Annotated in this window: 11 protein-coding genes; 5 read left to right on the top strand and 6 right to left on the bottom strand. The window is 57.6% G+C overall.

Translation table 11 applies throughout. The features are described from left to right. The 5 genes from CON76_RS01395 to CON76_RS01415 form a co-directional block, all read right to left on the bottom strand. Positions 1-3282, bottom strand: a 3282-nt coding sequence (locus CON76_RS01395) for a beta strand repeat-containing protein (protein WP_240592706.1), incomplete at its 3' end; no start/stop codon positions are given. Positions 3283-3509: 227 nt separating this feature from the next. Continuing rightward, positions 3510-3743 carry a hypothetical protein gene (locus CON76_RS01400; protein ID WP_101101364.1) on the bottom strand — a complete coding sequence of 78 codons (234 nt, stop codon included), beginning with the start codon at positions 3741-3743 and terminating at the stop codon, positions 3510-3512. A 15-nt stretch (positions 3744-3758) separates the two neighbouring features. Next, on the bottom strand, positions 3759-5453 hold the full coding sequence (locus tag CON76_RS01405; RefSeq protein WP_101101366.1) for a sulfotransferase family protein: 1695 nt from the start codon (positions 5451-5453) through the stop codon (positions 3759-3761). 124 nt (positions 5454-5577) lie between these two features. Further along, positions 5578-11157 carry a DUF4097 family beta strand repeat-containing protein gene (locus tag CON76_RS01410; RefSeq protein WP_101101368.1) on the bottom strand — a complete coding sequence of 1860 codons (5580 nt, stop codon included), beginning with the start codon at positions 11155-11157 and terminating at the stop codon, positions 5578-5580. A 301-nt stretch (positions 11158-11458) separates the two neighbouring features. Then, positions 11459-14254 (bottom strand): calcium-binding protein, encoded by a 2796-nt coding sequence (locus CON76_RS01415; RefSeq protein WP_101101370.1) that lies wholly within the window; start codon positions 14252-14254, stop codon positions 11459-11461. Positions 14255-14379: 125 nt separating this feature from the next. Between CON76_RS01415 and CON76_RS01420 the strand changes: the two genes are divergently transcribed. The 5 genes from CON76_RS01420 (at position 14380) to CON76_RS01440 (ending at position 18253) form a co-directional block, all read left to right on the top strand. Then, on the top strand, positions 14380-15084 hold the full coding sequence (locus CON76_RS01420) for a sulfotransferase family 2 domain-containing protein (protein WP_101101372.1): 705 nt from the start codon (positions 14380-14382) through the stop codon (positions 15082-15084). Positions 15085-15484: 400 nt separating this feature from the next. Continuing rightward, positions 15485-15898: a hypothetical protein gene (locus tag CON76_RS13245; RefSeq protein ID WP_145995294.1), complete on the top strand. Its 414-nt coding sequence runs from the start codon at positions 15485-15487 to the stop codon at positions 15896-15898. After that, entirely contained in the window at positions 15885-16721 is an 837-nt protein-coding gene (locus tag CON76_RS01430) for a glycosyltransferase (protein ID WP_169928949.1), read from the top strand. The genes CON76_RS13245 and CON76_RS01430 overlap by 14 nt, the downstream gene beginning before the upstream one ends. A 5-nt stretch (positions 16722-16726) precedes the next feature. Beyond that, on the top strand, positions 16727-17425 hold the full coding sequence (locus CON76_RS01435) for a glycosyltransferase (protein WP_169928950.1): 699 nt from the start codon (positions 16727-16729) through the stop codon (positions 17423-17425). Between the two features lie 18 nt (positions 17426-17443). After that, positions 17444-18253: a Stf0 family sulfotransferase gene (locus tag CON76_RS01440; protein ID WP_101101379.1), complete on the top strand. Its 810-nt coding sequence runs from the start codon at positions 17444-17446 to the stop codon at positions 18251-18253. 160 nt (positions 18254-18413) lie between these two features. Here the strand turns inward: CON76_RS01440 and CON76_RS01445 are convergent, their stop codons facing one another. Beyond that, a complete protein-coding gene (locus CON76_RS01445) occupies positions 18414-19496 on the bottom strand; it encodes an RNA-guided endonuclease InsQ/TnpB family protein (protein ID WP_101101381.1) in 1083 nt (360 codons plus the stop codon). Positions 19497-19549 lie beyond the last annotated feature (53 nt).

A 19549-nucleotide genomic window follows, 5' to 3' on the forward strand; every position in this document is an offset into this window, starting at 1 on the left:
TGTGCCCGTCACTGTGGTGAACGTCACAGCATCGCCATCGGCCAAGGCGGTGGTCGTCACCGTGTCGGAGTCCGTGCTGCTGAAGTCCGCCACCGTGTCGTTGTCCTCCAGCACAAAAGCATCGGCACCCGCACCACCGCTGAGCACGTCGTTGCCCGCACCACCCGTGAGGGTGTCACCCAAAGTACCCCCCCAAAGGGTATCAGCGCCGCTTCCGCCAGTCGCGTTGATGGCAACCGTGGCGGCAGAGGCGTTCAAATTCAGCCGATCTTCAAGTTCTATCTGTACGGTGATACCGTTGGCGAATGCCGCAGATGCGTTGATACCCAGTGTGGCTTGGCTGGTCAAACCACTGCCTGCGCTGCTAAGCTTCAACACCTCCACACCCGCGACTTTCGCAAAGTTGGCATCCACAACAGCGGCAACACCGGCACCATTCCAAACATCGAGAGTGTCGCTGCCATCACCACCAACCACGGTGGCATCCGCTCCAAGCTGGTTGGTGTAATCATCGAATGAGAAGAGGTCATCACCCGCACCGCCCGTTAGGCTATCGGCACCCGCACCACCCACCAAGCTGTCGTCACCCGCACCACCGTTGAGTGTGTCGTTGCCCGCGCCACCGCTCAACGTATCGTTGCCCGCAGCACCCACCAGACTGTCAGCGCCCGCAGCCCCCACCAGACTGTCAGCGCCTGCACCACCGGTAATGGTCGCGCCCGCCGTCGCCGCCGTTGCTGTAAAAGCCGCCGTTGTCGTCGAACCTGACAAGTTCAGCGTGCCCGTCACTGTGGTGAACGTCACAGCATCGCCATCGGCCAAGGCGGTGGTCGTCACCGTGTCGGAGTCCGTGCTGCTGAAGTCCACCACCGTGTCGTTGTCCTCCAGCACAAAAGTGTCGGCACCCGCGCCGCCCGTTAGGCTATCGGCACCGGCACCGCCCACCAAGGTATCGGCACCCGTACCACCGCCGATCGCATCATTGCCGGCAAAACCGTACATAGCGTCTGCCTCAGCAGTGCCCGTCAAGGTATCGCCGTTGGCCGTACCGTAAATGGGCAACTTGTACACCTCACCCAGCACAATCGGCACATCCACATCGGTGGGATTGGCGTAGTCGGTGGCCTGCAACTGCAAATTGGCACCCAGCAAGGTGATCAGATTCACCTTGGCCGTGGCATCTGTAATGGACTGGTACGTGGCCGTCACACCACCACTGATGCCCGCCTGCCCTCCTACCACCTGAGCCACCGTGGGGTTGCCTGGCAATGGGGTTTGAAGATCCAGCGCAATCAAATCCAGCAACTCAACAGAACCTGCACCGGCAAAATTGAGCTTGACCGACAAAAAACGCTTGCTGGTGAAAATACTGCCGTAATTGGTTTGACTGTGGGCCACTTCGACACTGCTGAGCAACGTTGCCAAAGCGTTTGCATCCGCCACCCCGCCCAGCCGCAGCGTGTCGGCCTTGTTCGGTTCATTGCCCAACGTCACGCCGTGGATGCGCACCGCCACGCCAGTGGCTATCTGTCCAACGTTCAACGTGACGGTATCGCCGCCATAATTGTCCTCGTCCGGTGGTATGTTGATGCCTAGCTTGAGCGCACCACTGGTATCGCCGTTGTCGTAAGCATCGCTGGGGTTCTTGAGCACGGCGTAACCTGGTTGGCCCAGCTTGCCAGCGGCCTTGTTGCTCACGGCCAGCGCGGTCAGGTTGGAAGCGCCATTGCCAGCCGCGTCTTGGAGCGGAGAGGTGCTGGCGGCATAAGCCAGCGTCGTTTTCTGACCTTGTTGCACGGTGGTGGTCAGCGTCAATTCCACCGTGCTGCCAGAAACGGCCACAGCGGTCACAACGTTTGCGTCACCTGCCACGGTAACGGCAAAATCGGTTGCAGTCGGTGTGCTGGTGTCGTCCAACGTACCGTCGTAGGTCAAAACAATTTTGCTGCCGTCGCTGCTGGTGGCTACGGCCTTGAGGACGGGCGCAACCGTGTCCAGCACATAAGCAATGGCGCTAGAAGCCGCACTGGTGTTGCCAGCCGCATCGGTGATGGTAGCCGTCAGCGATTTGGTGCCGTTTGTGCCCAAGTTGGACGCGGTGATACCGACTTTACCGTCCGCAATGTTTTGTGCCGACAAAGTGGCCGTACCCACCTGCGTAGCGCCGGACAGCAGCTTGACCACATCGCCAACCACTGCGCCTGTGCCGGTCAAACCAACTTCCACACTCGGCGTAGCGTCGTTGCTGATGTTGTCGGTGCTGGACGCACCACTGTCCGAAGCGGCCAACACATCCAGCACTGGAGCCGTCGGACGCAAAGTGTCCACCTTTGCCCCCGACGGCACGCTGGTGGCGGGTATTTGCACCTCGCCTGCTGTGTTTTGCGCCCCTGAGACACTGAACGTCACGCTGGACAGCTCGGTATCCACATCGGCCACCGTGTAAGTGATGCGGTAAGTGGTGGCATTGAGCCAAGTGCCATTGGGGCTGGTCAGCGTCGTACCGGCGTTGGTGGTCACGGTCGGGGCCACCGCCGTGTCCATGTCTGTGGAGAACACCACCGTGGTTTGCACCGTGTTGCCATCGTCGGCATCGTTGATCAGGACATCGGACAAACCGACCGAAGTGACCTTGGGCACGTTGCCGCCAGCCAAGGCAAACCACTTTTTGTACGCATAAGTCGTCTTGCCCACCTGAATTTGCAGATGGGTGGCGTTGCTGGCGTACCCCTCAAACGTCACCGACCCCGTGCCATCAGAAGCCACCAGCCGCCCGTCGTCGTCGATACCAAAGACAACGTTGGCCCCAAAAACCACCTTGTCTTTCCCAGCGGCCAGGTTGAGCGTGGTGTCGGCCAGCAACTGGATGTAAGTGATGGTCTGTCGGCTGTCGTCGTTGGCGCGGATGCTGGCACTGCCAAAGCTGACCGAACCATCGGTGTCGAATTTGGTGTCACCTCGAATGTTGAGCTTGACCTGCCCCACCGAATCTTGCGTGGCCTTGACCGTTTCCACCCCCACCAAGTTGAGGGTGTGCGTCACGCTGCCACCGCCCAACACCAAGGTGTCGTTGCCCATATCGAGCGACACAGCACCATGCACCGCATCGGCCACGGTCAACAGGGTGACGGTATCGTCTTGACGGGAACCATGCACACGGTCCAAGTTGCGCAGCGTCACATTGCGGCCCGCGCCACCGTGCAGCACCACCGACTGTAAGCCAGACGCAAACGCTTGGTAGTCGCCATCTGCTGTGATAATACTGTTGTTTTTGATTTTCAAAAAATCATTCACATTTAGCTCCAATCAAAAAAAAATGAATAAAAGCAGGCAATGTTGGCCAATATACACCAAATCCTCTCATTGCATTGAGCTCTCCCCCCAGCAGTGTGCCCGCTGCTGGGCAACGGGTGCGCCTGTTGCGGCTGGATCTGGCGGGTGTCGATATGCTCATCCCCGACATCCGGGTATCGTGGCGCGACTCTTGGGCCAGCATTTGCGAGGTGAACTCACGCCCCCAATTTACGCAACTGCCCGCCTACATCTACATGCTGCAACAACTGGTGCCACAACGTGGCCGGATACCACACATTGCCGTGCTGGGGCAACACAGCGACACAGCCACCGCCATCTACCAGCCATTGCAACAGCACGGCGCGGGCACCGGACTGGCCAGTGCCACACACATCCTGCTGGACGGCCATGCGGCAGGCCACGCCCACCCCAGCACTGGCACAGGCCATCTCGGTGGCGGTGGCTCAATAACCAAACCGCTGCACCCAAGGGTCGAGCAACTCGCGGCAGCGGTCGTCAAACAAAAAGTCGAAATGCTGCCACGACGACTGCACCCCAATCGTCAGCCCCTTGCGCACATTGGTGTAACTGGGCGTGCGCACCGCACGCTTGGCCGCATGCTCCGCAAAACGGTTCACCTCATCCGTCCAAGGCACCCCCAAAAAGTCCAATGCACCGCGCACCACCGGCTCAAAGTTGTTCACCAAATCGTCGTACTTGATGTAATGCACGCGCGGCGTGTCGCCGGGGAACACCTCAAACCAATCGCTCATGACGTGGTGGTACAACACGCAGGCGGTGTACATGTCGTTGAATGCCGCCATGGCCACATTTTGCGAATAGTCCTGCTTGAAATTGGACAACACCACGTCGTAAGGGTGGCGGATTGAAAAAATGTACCGCTTGGCCGGAAACAACTTTTCCAAATACTTGATGTTGGAGCCAATGATCGGCGTTTTGTCTATCACCACCTTGGCCTCGGGCTTGTGGACGTGGCGCGCCATGTTGCGGTAATACAGCATGCGGTGGCGCTCGGCACGCAGGGTCAAGTTCTCGCCCTTGGGGTCGTTTTTGAGCGGCAATTTGTACGCCGAACTCAACGAACCAATCAACGAAGACGTTTCCTCGCACGTGGCAATGTCGGGGTGCGATGCCAGCACATTCTCCAGCAACGTGGTGCCTGAACGCGGAAACCCCGTCATGATGAAGTGGTGGGCGTGCTTGTCGGCGGGCAACGGGCCAATGTTCCATTGGGCGCGGCGTTGCAACTCCTCAATGTACTTGGTGGGCGGGGGGGCGTTGCGCTTGAGCACATCGTTTTGGCGCTGGTAATAATCGGCGGCCTCGGCGTAATGGCCCAATTTTTCAGCCGCAGTGGCGGCCAAGTGGGCAAAAGACGATGTTTTGCCATCGGTGGCCTTGAGCGCGTTGCTCTTGTGCAAAAAGTCCAGGCACTTGGCGTAATCGCCTTTCCAGTACCACTGTTGCGCCATCGCGTAGGCCGTACACAACTTGGCGGATTCCAGCTTTTTGACCAACCCCGCCACCGCGCGGAATTCCTCTTGCGCGTTCTCGCGCTCCAGCAACTGCAACAACGACATGCACAGCACCTGCACCGGGCGCGTTTGGGCAAACACATTGCGCAAAAAACACGGATAAGCCGCACGCCAGCCCAAACGCGAACTGCTCACCTCCCACGCTTGCCAAACGTGCTGCACATCGCCATTTTGCAAAAACAACCGCTCGTGCAACTGCACCTGCTGCTCGTAATCGTTGTCGAACGTGGCCTTGATGAGGCGCGCCTGCAACAACGCCTCGGCGGGGGCACACTTTTTTTCAATCTCCAGCAACTGCGCCAACAAATCAAAACGGAAACCCTTGATGAGCCACGGCAACAACCGCTTGCGCACATGGGCACTGCGCGGGGCCACGTGCATGGCCATGTTCACCACCTCCAGCGTTTGGCTGGACGCACCCGGCTCCAGCAAGCGCGACAACGCGGCGGTGCGCACCACCGGGTCGTGGATGCGCAAACGCTGCACACACGCGGGCAACTCCTGCGGCTCGGCCAACAGCGGAATCAGCCCAGCAGCGGGCAACAACGGCACTTCAGCGGGGGGAGCCGGAATGGCAACCACCCAAGTTTGAGGATCGATCATCGATAACTCCAACACCTTGCAAAACACAAAAAAACGCCCCGTGCCACCAAGGCACAGGGCGTTCAGAACACAGACACATTGCTAAGCCACCGCTGCCGCACCCGGCGGCAGGATGGCCACATCATCAACCGTAGTTGATAATGGTAGCAAAGTTTTGTGCCGACAGGCTGCCATCCGCCACACCGTGGAGCACACCGACCAGGCTGATTTCACCAGCGGCCAAAGTGCTGTCACTGTCGGCATCGGCAAAGGCGTACACGTAGGCGTTGCTGCCACCCACACCATTGTCACCGTAGGCCACCAAGTAGCCGGTGTTGTTGGCCGCATTCACCGTCAGCGTTGCAGGGGTAGCACCATCGCCCAACGCACCCAACAAATCGGCGCTGGTGGCCGCGCCCAGCGACATGGGCGACGCAAAGTTGAAGTGGAACAACTGCCCGTTGCCGGTCAAGGCGTACGAACCATCGCCGGCCTTTTCGGTCAGCGGATCGGCCAAGCCCGACAAGTTGGCCAAGCCCAGCGTGTCTTCGAGCACGTCGAACTCGTGCAAATCGGCCTTGAACGTGGTGGCCAACGTGTAAATATCGGGTGCCGGATCGGTGCCCTCTTCCACATTGAACACATTGTCCAGCTCCACCAAGTCGGCACCATCGGCAACACCGCCCAAGTAAGCCGTGACCGTGCGCGAAGTGGTGACTGCGTCGCTCATGTCCAACCACAACCAGTCAGCGCCCGTGCCCAAATTGACCTGCACATCGTCCAGCTCAAAAGTGTTGTTGAGCGGGATGGACTTGTTGGTGGCTTCGTCCCACACGGTGTCGGTGGTGTTGGTGTTGGCGTTGTCGTCGGAATCAATCCAAACCACATCGTTGCCAGAGCCGGTGTTGATGTTCAAATCGCCACCCAAGGCGCTGTTGATGTTGATGTCGTCATCGCCCATGCCGGTATTGATGGTCAGGTTGCCCGCCACTGCGCTGTCAATGTTGACATCGTCGTCGCCTTCGGCGGTGTTGATGGTCACATTGGCCCACAGCGCGTCGCTTTGGATGTTGACATCGTCATCGCCCACGCCGGTGTTGATGGAAATTTCAACAAAGTCGGTGGACAACGACGCATTGGTGGTGCCTGCGCCATTGATGTTGACATTGTCATCACCCGTGCCGGTGTCGATGGTGGCATTACCGCCCACGTATTCCACATCGATATCGTCGTCGCCACGGCCACTGTTGACGGTCAAATCACCGCCAATGTTGATGTCGTTGAAATTGTCGTCCGACGCGGCACTGTTGATGGTCAGATCACCACCCACAGAAATACCATTCAAATCCAACTCAGCACCGGTGAAATCGGTAGCATCGATGGTCACGTCATACGCTGTGTTGAACACAGGGTTGTTGTTGTTATCCCAATCAATACCGCCAAAGTACAAATCATCCGTTGCAAACGACACATCGCCGGTAACGGTCAACCGCTTTGTCCCTGACAGGTTGGTGTCGTTGTCCGTCAAATCGTTGAGGATACCAGCGTACGCTACATCGCCGGTGGAATGGATGGTCAAATTTTCCACACCGACAATGGTCACATTGTCATCAGCGTACTCGTTGCCGTCATCCTCGTTGTAGCCGGTGTGGATGAGCGTGATGTGCATCTCGTCTTCGGTGCCCGAACTGTCGGCCAAACGCAAGTCCAACTCATCCACCATGTTGTCGTCCTCGCCATCACGGTAGTAGATGACGATGTCTTTGGCCATCTCTGCCGACAGCCCCTCCACCCACAGATCGTTCTCGTAGGCGTTGTTCAGGTCAATGAACAGCGTCTTGGCCGTCACACCGCTGAGGTCGTAGTAAGCGTTGCCATCATCGTTGTTGGCATCGCTGATGGTGTAGCGGTCGCCCACCGTCAGGTTGTGCTGATCCAGCAGGTTGGTGCTGGTGGCGTTGGTGTTGAGGATAGAGAGCAGTTGCAGCTCGTCTGCCGACACCGTGTTGTCGCCCGCGTACGACTGGGTGTGTACCCACAACGCGGTCTGCTTCACGTTGTCGCTGGCGGTGATGGCAAACACCGAGGTGTTGTTGATGCCGTCGCCATTGGCGCTGAAGGAGAAGCGTTCGTTCAACAAGCTGGCCACTACATCGGCTTCGGTCATCAGCACAGCGGTGGCCACCAAGTTGGTGGCCAAGCTGTTGGACTTGCTCGACACCAAACCAAACTCGTCGCGGCCCAACTCAAAATAAGCACTGGTGCCCGTGTCAGGTGCAGACACATGATCCACCTCGCCACGGCCAGTGGTGCGGGCCAAGCCGTCCAACAGTTGCACGCGGTCCAATGCGGTGGGCGGATTGCCAGAACCAATCTGGAAGCCCGTCACCACGTCCCAGTCGCTGCCCGTGGTGCCCCACTCGAAGTCGTAGAAGTTTTGGTTCTTGACCAAACCATTCTCGTCGGTGAGTTGCACCACACGCGCGTCTGTGGCTTCCACCGTGCGCAGAGACCGCCCATCTTCGTCCACACCGTTGCCAGCAATGTTGTATGCCACATGGCGCAGTTCCACTTGGGCGCTGGCCGCAAAGTCCACCTTGGTGGCCTTGACATCGGCACCATCCTTTGCGCCGGTATCGTCCGGGTCGGTGGCGGGCAAAGCGTCACCCGTCAGAATCAGGCTGTAACCGTCTTGGCTGACCTTGGCGGTCACGGTGCTGTCTGCGTCGTAGGCGGCGGCATCGGCGTTGATGTCGTCGGCCAACTTTTGCAGCGCAGCCTTGAGGCCCAGAAAGTTGCCGGTTTCCAGCGTGGCTTCGTATTTGTGAACAACGGTCTGACCATCCACCGCCTCTTCCACCGACACGCGCACGCGCTGACTGTCGAAGAGGTTGACCTCGTCAAAGTCAAACTCAATGTCCATCGGGTCTACGCTGTCGGCGGATTCAGAATCCAAGCCCAGGTTTTCGTTGATGTTGGACACCAACGTATTCGGGGCCGGCGTGGTTTCGTAGCTGACCGGCGCATCCACAGCGGCTTGGCCAATTTGCTGCATCACCAAACCAATAGCGCCTTCAAACAACGAGGGGCCGTTGACCACGCTCAAGCTGGCGGCACTGCTGATGGTGTCATTGCCAGTAGCTTGCACTTGCAACGTGAAACTGGTGGCACCGGCAGTCCAGTTGGCTGGGTCTGGGGTTGGGGGTGTTCCAACACTGCTGTTACCAAGGATCTGAGCATCGGTAATGTTTTTGAAAACGTTGGTCAATTCGGAAATTGGGCCATCGTCGGTGCTGAGGGTATCGACTGTGCGCGACAGCAAACGTGCAAACACCTTAGCAATGCCATTGGCAGAGATGGGAGGCGTTGTGACACCCACTGTCGATGCAGTGGAAGCGTAGGACGACACCACAGCGTCGCCATTGGCCGCATCCAGCAGCTCGATGGTGGAGGAGCCCACCACATAGCGGAGTTTGAATGTGTGCGACAGTGGATTCTGAGCGGCGGTGCTGTCCGTGACCGGCAGCGACACCGTCAGCACATCACCCGCGTCGTAGGTTTGGGTGCCAAAGTTGAGCGTGATACCCTTGTTGTCGCCGCTGACGGTACTTGAAACCACGTTTTGGAACGCCGGTTTCTCGATGGTGCCCGCCAAACCTGTCAGGGCGTTGCCCGCTTGTTCGGCTTCGTTGGGCGTAGCAGCGTTGTCCAAGGTCAAGCTCAGGGTGCGGCCCAAAGGATCGGGATTGCCTGCGGCATCGACTTGGGACACATACAAATTGGGCGGCTGACCCACGCCACCGGTCTTACCAATAAGCATGTAATCCAACAGGTTTTTGACCAATTCAACCAGCGCAGCGGGCTTGTTGCTTGCATTCAACACCGGGCCATCGGCCACAAACTTGTAGCTGAACACGCCGTTTTCGATCTTGGCATCGCCCACCATGTTGCCAGTGGTGTTGATGCCCGAGTAGTCGTCGCCCAAATTGATTTTGACGGTGTTACCGGCCAAATACACCACCGGGTCGGTGGAGAACACCAAGTCGTACTTGTAGGCCACGCCTTCGAAGAAGATACCGGATTGGGTACCGTCCACAGCCAGCGTATGCTCACCCTTCTCGGCAGCGGTCAGGGTGATGGTGCTGCTCAGGTCGGCCAGCACTGCTGGAACCTCTGGCACTTGAGTCCCCACCGCGGTCAATTTATATTCATCGTTGTTGAAGGTAACATCTGCTGCCGCATCCACCAACTCTTGCAGTTCAAACATGGCAATTGCAAAGGTGTCGCCTTCCTTGACGGTATAACTAACATCAAGAGCGTTACCATCAGCCAAAGGATCTGGATTCACCTTGAAAGTGAAGGTGTGCCCAACCTTGAAGTCGCTCCAATTGTAGATTTCAGATACCGACTTAGGAACGTAGCCTATAACACTATCCTTCCAGAGATAGCTTCCCTCAATCTTGTAGCTCTCGTAGTGCGCTGGCACGGCTTCTTCCAACACTTCACGGTCGGCCAGTTCGGCGGTGGCGGCCAGCGCGTCGATGTTGCTGGCGTTGAGCAACTTGAGCATGTAGTAGTCGTCGGCGGCCACGGCACCCAGGCTGGTGGTGGTGGTGCTTGAGTTGGTCACATCGTCCGCTGTAACGGTGTAGTAACCCACATTGAGCGAGTTGTTGGGATCCACCAGCTTGAGCACGGTACCTGCGGCGTAACCACCTGCGGCAGCAAGGTTCATTGGAACGATGTCCAGCACTTCCGGCACTCCAGGCACTTCAGCCACTGGGGTCAGTGACCCCAATTCGTAGTCATCATCAGCCGTGGTATCCGTTTGCTGAGTATTCACAAGGGCCAACAACGCCTGTATCGCCCCTTCAAACGTGTCGCCCTCTTGCACCGTGTAGCTGACATTCATGTTGGCTGCCGCGTCGCCAGCGTCCACCTCAAAATTGAACACGTGCCCCACTGCAAAGTCCAGCGAGCTGTACGTGGTCTCTTTGGGTGTCGTTGCAGCACCACTCAAGGTGTAGCTGCCCAAAATGGTCAGCGTATCGTGCGCAGGTACGGGCGGCGTTGTCACCACAAACACTTGCAAGCCCAGATCGGAAGCCACGTCCAACGGCTTGGCAATGTTGATGGTGTCCACCAGCTTTTGCAAGAAGAACTCTTGCGGCGGGGTGCCGTCTTCGCCTTCGCTGGCGGCCAGTGCGTCGGCCACGTCCTGCGCGGTGATGGTGTAGGTCACCACGTCGGCATCGGTGCCAGCATCGTCACCGTCCCTGAGCTTGAGTGTCAGCACAGAGTTGACCGCGTAGTCGGCCAAGTTGTTGCTGAACTTGACCGTGGTCACGGTCGAGGTGGCATCGATTTTTTCTTGTGTTTGGCTGGAACCTTCGTTCTCCCAAGAATCGAGCAACTTGTCGGTGGCATCACCGTAGTCGTCGTCGCGGTCGTCGCTGGCAAATTCGCCGCCCACAATGTAGTTGTAGTCTTCCAAGCGGTAGGTTTCCGGCTGGGCTTCCAGGTCGGTGCTGGCCACTTTTTTGGTGATGCTCAGGCGGTAGTCTTCTACCGGGGGGGTGGTGTCGCCATCCGCAATGACATTGCCAAATTCATCCAAACGCTCAATCACGGCGTTGAAGTCGGTGCCGTGTTGCAGGTCAAAATCGGCCTTGAGGGCTGCGACAGCCGCTTGCAGGTCGGCCACGGGTGCCTTGACGGAGGCCAACTGAACGTCCGTAGAACTGCTGCCGGTGTAATTATCGATCTTAATGCCTGGTTCAGGTTCTGTAACAGTGTTAAGAAGCACTGTTACTACGCCAAGAAAGCCCATCAATACCAATTCACGGCCTGTCTCAAACCCAGTAGTCAAGTTGGCATTCAACAAATCTTTTTGTTCTGTGTTGAACGCACCAATCAAATCGCCAAACACCGCTATCACATCGGTAGTGGTAGTTCCAGTGTTGCTACCTGTAAAGGTGGTCAAAGGCTCATTGGGTGTAGCACTGGTGCTCCAATAGAGCTTGGCTTCACCGCTGCCGACCACTTGCACCCAAGCGCAGCTCAGTGCCAGCGAACGGCTGGGGTGCCATCATCGTCAGCGTGATGGTTTGCCCAGCCTCAAACGGCCCCGCAAAGTCAAATGATATTGTGTTTATATCATCTTCGCCATCTTTAAAGATGGCATTTTTATTTATGGCAATCAAATCCAAATTGCCACTGTCGTCATCATCGGTATTGAACTCAACATCGTTGAACGTGACGTTTTTCGTGTAGGCGTAGGTGGTGTCGCCGTTGACGAAGGTGATGCCAATTTGGGCACCTTCTTGGTAGTCCAAGGTGTTGTCGTAGATGGCGGCGTAGGTGGAGGCCACCGCCGGGTGTACGTTGATGCTGGCCGATTCGACCTTGGGCAGGCCAATGGCACTGGTGCCAAAGGTACCGGGAGCCTCTGCGCCACTGCGAATGACAATGGCACCGTCTTCGGCAAAAGCGGCGGCATCAATGCCGTTGTATGGCTTGAGTTCGCGGTTAAGCAAGCGGGCAAAGTCGGTCAGCAGGCCGTCGCGGTCGTAGGCTTGCGGAATAGCCGGTGGGTCGCCCTCCAAAGCCTGGCCGGGGAAGAAGTATTCGTGCCACGTGCTGCCCTTAGCATGATCGGCGGGGGTGGTGCCCTTGGTGGCACCCACGGTGTAGTGGTACACCACTTTTTGCATACCGGTGGCTTGGCCAAACTCGGTTTCAGACACGTCCACCGTGAGCGTGAGTTCGGCACCGTCGCGGTAACGGCCTTCACCGTAATTGGAGTCGTCTTTTTGGCTGCCACCAAAATAAGCACGGGCCAAGTTGTACGAAGCGCCGTCGCCCGAGTCGGTGTACACCACCACGTCGGAGGAGGTGTCGGCGGTGGTCAGGTTGATGAAATCGGCACCTTGGCCGCCAGTGATGGTGTCGTCGCCGGTGCCAGCCAACACGGTGTCGTTGCCGTTGCCTGCTTGGATGTCGAGGTTGGACTGGCCGTCAAACGCCTTGAAGTCCATGCGGTTGTCCAGCTCGTTGCCGGTGGCCACCACTTTGGTGGCGGCGTTGAGCATGGTGGCCAGTTGCAGGTCGGCCTTGGCGGCTTGCACGCTGGTGTAAGCGTCTTCAATGGTAAAGCTGAAGTCGTGGATGAGGTCAATGCCACCGGCCAGCAGGAACTGGGCTTCGGCCACGGTCAAGGGGCGATCCAGTGTCAGCGTGGCTTCACCGGGGTTCAACTGGGCAAAGAAGTCGAGCAGCTTGGGCTGGAACATGGCCTTGAACGCAGCCTGCACTTCTGGGGGCGCGTCGCCCATGAAGATGTTCAAACCCGTCAGGTCGCTGGTGATGGATGCGGCATAGAACAGCAATTCCACCGGCACAGTGGTGTCGGCAAAGGTGGCTTGGATGTTTTGGAGCGACAAGCCTTTGACGTTGACGGGCACATCGCCGTCCATTTCCATACCCAGCGGCCCAAGACTGAAGCCCAGCATGGTCAGCGCAAAAGCTTGAATAGGTTTGATACCGCCATTGATGCTCAAGGTGATATCTTGACCGAGGTCGTAGCCTTGTGCCAGCAAATTCCCAATGGTTTCGAGGAAGCTGTCTTGGAAATCTGCAATACCCAATGAGCCACCACCGTCGGCCACAAGGTCAAACACGTCACTGGCCTCCAGATTGAGGGCAGCGGTGGCAATGTTGTAAGTAAAGTTGTCTTGCGTCAGGCCAGCTTGTGCCAGTTTGTCGGCCAACGCACGCGGCACGTCTTCGGTAATGGTCACATCCACATTGGCGGCGCGGTAGCCGTTGATGCTGTCCAGGAAGGCGGGCTTAAAGTTGCCGTTGCCATCCAACACGTCAGCCAGCGTCAGGATGAGGGTCAAGCTGCTGGGGCCACCTTCAAAGTCGCTCCAGTAGATTTTGGACACGCCTTCAAACGTGGCGGTGCTGCCATTGGCAAACGTAACGACGTTGCCGTTGATGGTGATGCCGGTGGCGTTGAAGGGTACAGCGGTCAGGGACGCAACGGACGCGCCTTGGTTACTGAGACTGTCAATGTTGACCAGACGGATTTTGTCGCTGCCTTGGGCAAAGCTCTTGATGGTGTCGTCGCCACCGTCCACACCAGTGGCAATGTTGAGGTAAACGTAGTCGGCAGCTGGTGGAATGCCAGCATCGTTGAGGTCGATCACATCATCGCCCAAGCCGCCAAAAAGGCTGTCGCTGCCTTTGCCGCCCACCAAGGTGTCGTTGCCAGCGTTGCCAATCAACAGGTCGTTGTCTTGACCGCCGTGCATGTAATCGTTGCCAGAGCCGCCGTACAGGCGGTCATCGCCTTGGTTGCCGGCCAGGGTGTTGTTACCGGGCAACGGCGACTCTGTCAATGCAGAGCCGTTGGCCGGGCTGACGGCAGCCACGTCGGCACTTTCATCCAATACGTCGCTACCTTCGCCACCGTTGAGTTGGTCATTGCCACGACCACCTATCAAGGTGTCATTCCCCTCCCCGCCAAACAGGGTGTCGGTACCTTGGCCACCGTGCAGGTAGTCGTTGCCAATGCCACCGTCCAAGTAGTCGTTGCCCTTGTTGCCCGCGACCGTGTCGTTGCCGCCACCACCCGACAAAAAGTCGTCGGTGCCATTGTCCACCCACGACCCACCACCGGGCTGGGTGGCGTTGGCCACCCAAGTTTGCCCGTTGATGGTGTTGTTCTCGTCCAACAACGTAGGGAAGGTAGAGAGGGCTGACGCGTCCAGCGTGATGCACGAGGTGTTGGGATCGAGAGTTTTTTTGATGTTTGCCATGCTGCCGCCTTGATGAACTTGGGTGGTGAATCGTCTGGCACAGATGCACTGCGCCAGTCTGTCGGTAATAATATACAGGAGAATGTGTTTTTTGCTTAATTTTTTGAAGAGGAAAACGGTTGCACATGGCTCCTGAAAACGAGGTGAGCCCGAGGGCGGTGCATTTTCTGCACATAGGCAAAACGGGAGGTACCGCACTCAAGCATGTGCTTTCGTCGGTGGTGCCGCGTGCGCCTTGGCTGCACCTGCATCACCACCCCACACGTTTGTGCGACGTGCCAGAGGGGGAGCTGGTGTGTTTCTTTGTGCGCGATCCTGTTGAACGTTTTGTCAGTGGTTTCTACAGCCGACAACGTAAGGGGCAACCCCGCTACAACTCGCGCTGGAGTGAGGCTGAGGCCGCAGCGTTTGAGCGGTTCACGACCGCCAATGCGTTGGCGTTGGCGCTGTCGTCCTGCGACGACGAGCAACGTGAGGCAGCACAGGCGGCCATGTGCAGCATTCAGCATGTTAAGGATTCGTACTGGTTTTGGCTGGAGTCTGAAGATTATTTGTACCAACGCCAAGCCGACATTGTGCTGATCGGACAACAAGAACATTTGGAACATGATGTGCGGGTGCTGGCACGCGTGCTGGACTTGCCCCTGCCAGACTTGCCCACAGACCCCGTGCAAGCGCACAAAAATCCGGCCCAAGTGGACAAGCGCCTAGAGCCGCAGGCGGTACGCAATTTGCAGGTGTGGTACGCCAACGATTACGCTGCGCTGGCTGCATGCCGGGCATTTGCATTGCGGGCAGAATTGCCTGGTTCGCTGGCGAAGGTTGTTTAATTTGTCAGCGAAAAATTCTTCACAAAGCGTTTTGTGTGAAGCTATGCAACCACTTTTACCAGACGCACAAACCATTTGTGGATCTTGGGAGCTTTTTTTAAGTTGCTCGCATACCCATAGACAATCGGCAGAAATTCATTCCCTCGCTGACAAAGAGATCTCAGGAACGCCGGAGTGGATCAATAATTTTGACTCACACCTCCCGATCGACGAAAAAATAGCCTGCCTTCTACCAGAATTCCGAGGAACCAATCAGCTTTGCGTTGAGGTTGCCCGTCGAATTATACTGGCCAGACGGGGTGTCGAATGCTATGAGAATACTTTGTTTATTTCCGCAGCAATTTACCAATGTCCATTGAAAGTTTTTTCTAGTTTGAGCACAAGGTGGACACTCTCCATCATGGACACTTTAGCAGACTATGCCCCGCAACCCTTAGCAACTGCTGCCTCGTTGTTGACGAACTTCGTTCTAGGGATTCGACTCGGGTTTACGACTGCTCATGTGAATCTCGCCGATCCCCAACTTTATGGACAGTCTAAGGACAGCATCAGCAAGCTCAACGCTATAAGGCAGTTGCGTCGCAAGGAAATTTGGAATCATGTCATTTATTTTAATTTCGAAAATGGAGATACTTACCGCAACTACCTCCGCCGCTGTCAACGACTGTTGAGGGCTCATACTCCTCTTTACATCGCGTACTACTACATTCTGAAACGACTAAGCGAAAGTCCGTATTTCGACGGTATCTTGACCCGTGATGAACAATTTCGAACTCTACTTTGCAACATGGGGGAAGAAATTGAAAACGGTTAAGGAAGGTATTCGAAATTCACTGTCGCTACCCAGCGTACTGGCCGTGGTGTGCGTGCGCAACGAGCGGGTACACCTGCGCCGCTGCCTGACGGACTTGCTGGCGCAAGGCCTAGATGTTCACCTGATCGACCACGGCTCGACCGACGGCACAGTGGAGATAGCGCAGGAGTTTCTGGGTCAGGGCCTGCTGCACATTGACCACCTGCCGTGGCGGGGGGTGTTCTCGCTCTCGGAGCAGTTGCAAGCCAAGCAGACGGTGGTGCGCCAGGCCACGCACGACTGGATTGTGCATGCCGATGCCGACGAATGGCTGCGTCCGGCCCCGGAGTTTGCCACGCTGCGCGAAGGTGTGGGTGCGGCAGACCGAGCGGGGTACACCGTCATCAACTTTCACGAACTGGTGTTTGTGCCGCTGCTGGGCGAGGATTTTTACGCCGAGGATTACGCGGCGCGGATGCGGCATTATTACTTCTTCCAACCCAGCTACCCGCGTCTGCAACGGGCATGGAAGCGCACGGCTCACTTGGACAACACGCACTCGGGTGGCCATTCGCTGGCGGGCGGTGGAGCCAAGTTGTTTTCGATGGATTTTTTCCTTCGCCATTACATTGTGCTGAGTGAAGCCCACGCGCAGCAAAAGTACGGCAGCCGCTGTTTTGCCGAGGAAGACATACGCAAGGGTTGGCATGGCAATCGGCGCCGTATTCAGGCTGAACGGCTGGTGGTCAGACCTGGGAGCGCGATGCGTGAACTGGCACAGCCTGGCGACCAGGTGTTTGACCTGAGCCACCCAACGAAGCTGCACTTCTGGGAATGGGAGTAACGGGCATGCGCGTTGCGGTCATCACCCCTTATTACCAGGAGAGCCTGGACACCTTGCAACACAATCACCACAGCGTGCTGGGCCAGACGCTAGCGTGCAGGCATGTGCTGGTGGCCGATGGCTTTGCCAAAGCCGAGGTGAATGGCTGGGATGCCGACCATGTGGTGCTGCCCTGCTCGCATGGCGACATTGGATCGACCCCGCGCCTGATCGGCAGTTACCACGCCATAGGGCTGGGTTACGACGCGGTGGCGTTTCTGGACGCGGACAACTGGTACGCCCCCGAACACGTGGAGCGGCTGGTGGCGCTGGCCCAGCGCAGCGGGGCTGGATTTGTGTCGTCGGGGCGCTGGTTGTGCCGACTGGATGGTTCGGTGATGGCACAGTGCCGCAACACCGACCCGGAGCGGTTTGTGGACACGAACTGCATGATGTTTCTGCGGCCAGCGTTTAGGCTGCTGGCGCAGTGGGTGCTGATGCCGGACTATGGCCATGTGATTGGCGACCGGATTGTTTACCACGCGGTGCGCCAGTCGGGCGTGGTGCGCGCACATTTACCAGAGCCTACGGTGTTTTACCGTTGCTCCAAGCCGGGCGTGTACCATGCACACCATGAGCCGGTGCCTCCAGGGGTAGTGCCTGCACCGGATTACAAGTCAGCGTTTCGGCGCTGGGTGGAAGACGGCCATCCGCCACTCAACTGAAACCACATTTCCAAAACGATGAAGCGCATCATTCTTGTTGCACGCCCGCGCTCGGGCACCCACCTGTTGCGCGAACTGCTGGGCCAGGTACCGGGCTTGTGGTGTTTTGGCGAGATCTTCCACAACGACCCCACCCAAGGCGACTACCTGTACTGGCCCTATTACGCGCGCCGACTGGCAGAGCAGCCAGAACTGGCCTGGAAGAAGCACACGCACATGGTGGAGTTGTGGAACGGGTATTGCAACTTTCTGGCACAGCAGGCCCAAGCCCAACAAGCAGGGGCCACGCGCTACTTGGCAACGGTGAATTACAACAGTCTGCATTCGTTGGACAGCTGCTGGCGCAACCTGTACGACCCACCCACGTTTTTTAAGGCGGCCAACACAGCAGACACGTCGGTAATTCACTTGGTACGCGCCAACGTGCTGCGTACGCTGGTGTCGGAGCTGCGAGCACGGCAGTCGGGCGTGTGGCACTTGCACGCCAATGACCACAATACACGCATTGGGGCGGTGCATGTGGATACCAGAAACCTATTGAAAGAGCTGGAAACGCGGGAGTTGGAGATTACCACCGTGCGGCGCTGGCTACAGGGGTTTGGCCAGCAACTGGAGTTGCAATACGAGTCGCTGCTGGCCGAAGGGGGCAATGGATTGCATCCGGCGGTATCGGTTCAGCTGGCGAAATTCTTAGGGTGTGCGAGTAGCGACTTTGCCAGCCCTAAATTACGCCGGACGGCGGGCAGTTCGCTGGAGCAGGATGTGATCAACTTCGAAGAGGTGTGCAACATTTTGCGTGGCACACGGTTTGAATCATTTTTAATTTGATTGTTACGCGCAATTCGAGAACCAAATCAAGCTTGGGGGTGCAGCCTACGCACGCAACACGCAGTTGCCCGTTGGCACAGGCCACACGTGGCGACGTTCGTACGAACAATGGCAAGCGGACAAGCTGCCCGCGTATTACCAGATTGACATCCTCCCCGCCCTAAAGGACGGGGATTCCTGCTGCCAGACGGCGATGCCCCGCCGCGAGAATGTTCCGTGCCGCGTTCACGTCCCGATCATGTGTCGTTCCGCACTCGCTGCACGTCCATTCCCTTATTCGCAAACCCGCCCTACCTTTCGGACTGCTGGCGGGGATAGCCCCGCAGCACGAGCAAGTCTGGGTTGAATACGCTTCGTTCACGACCTCGAACACCACACCGGCCTGACGGCTCTTGTTGCCCAACATGGTTTTCAGCATGGCCCAGCCCGCATCCAGCGTGGACTTGGCCATATTGGTCTTGACCAGCTTGGCGCTGGCCACGTCGCCCACGAAGATGGCGGCGTTGTTTTGCACCATCGTGGTGCTAAATTTGTGCAAGTCGTTCTTGCGCTGGTTTTTGATTTTGGCGTTAATCGCCTTGACGCGCTTCTTTTTGCGTGCCCGCTGCGCTTTGGCCAGTTCCTGCTCGTGCTGGCGGTACCAGCGGCCTTCCAGCTTTTTGCCTGCGCTGGGGGTGGCGCACTCTTTCAGGCCCAAGTCGATGCCGACGGCTGCTGTACCTTGTGTCGGCTGGCATTGCACTTCCACCGCAACGTTGAAGTACCAACGGCCCCGGCTGTCCTCGCTGAATGAACCAGAACGCAGTTCGTATTTGGACAAGCCGTAGCTGTCCCACAGGCTGAAGTGGTGCCCCGCAAAGTGGATCTGCCCCGCCTTGTACTTGGCGTGCCCGATCTTGAACGGGATCCAGCCGAGCGAATACTTGGCCGACTTGGGGTTGGACACACGCCAGTTGAGCCGCATCTTCTTGAACTGTCTGCGCCGGGTGGCGTACTCGACGCACACCAGTTGCACAGTGCCGCTGCCGACTGCCACCCCTTCGCACTTGCTGTACCCAGCGGTGAGCTTTTGCAGGTCGTAGCCCGACAAGTACTTGGGCGGGCCAAAGTACGGGCGCGCCGCTTTGGCCGACACTTCGTTGATGTGGTTCCACACCTGATTGACCTCGCGCGCCATCTGACGCAGCACGCGCGCGTGCTTGTCCTTGATGCGCAGCTGGAGGGTTTTGGTGGTGGTGTTCACGGCGTTTATCATAGAGCACAATGGCACGACCGACTACGGGCCGACCCGGCCCG

It is taken from the genome of Macromonas bipunctata (assembly GCF_002837135.1).
GTDB classification, from domain to species: domain Bacteria; phylum Pseudomonadota; class Gammaproteobacteria; order Burkholderiales; family Burkholderiaceae_C; genus Macromonas_A; species Macromonas_A bipunctata.

Excerpts from the sequence above, each read along its gene's own strand:
- CON76_RS01440 (WP_101101379.1), top strand. The coding sequence starts at position 17,444 with ATGAAGCGCATCATTCTTGTTGCACGCCCGCGCTCGGGCACCCACCTG.
- CON76_RS01405 (WP_101101366.1), bottom strand. The coding sequence starts at position 5,453 with ATGATCGATCCTCAAACTTGGGTGGTTGCCATTCCGGCTCCCCCCGCT.
- CON76_RS01400 (WP_101101364.1), bottom strand. The coding sequence starts at position 3,743 with ATGGCCTGTGCCAGTGCTGGGGTGGGCGTGGCCTGCCGCATGGCCGTC.
- CON76_RS01420 (WP_101101372.1), top strand. The coding sequence starts at position 14,380 with ATGGCTCCTGAAAACGAGGTGAGCCCGAGGGCGGTGCATTTTCTGCAC.
- CON76_RS01415 (WP_101101370.1), bottom strand. The coding sequence starts at position 14,254 with ATGGCAAACATCAAAAAAACTCTCGATCCCAACACCTCGTGCATCACG.
- CON76_RS01435 (WP_169928950.1), top strand. The coding sequence starts at position 16,727 with ATGCGCGTTGCGGTCATCACCCCTTATTACCAGGAGAGCCTGGACACC.
- CON76_RS13245 (WP_145995294.1), top strand. The coding sequence starts at position 15,485 with ATGGACACTTTAGCAGACTATGCCCCGCAACCCTTAGCAACTGCTGCC.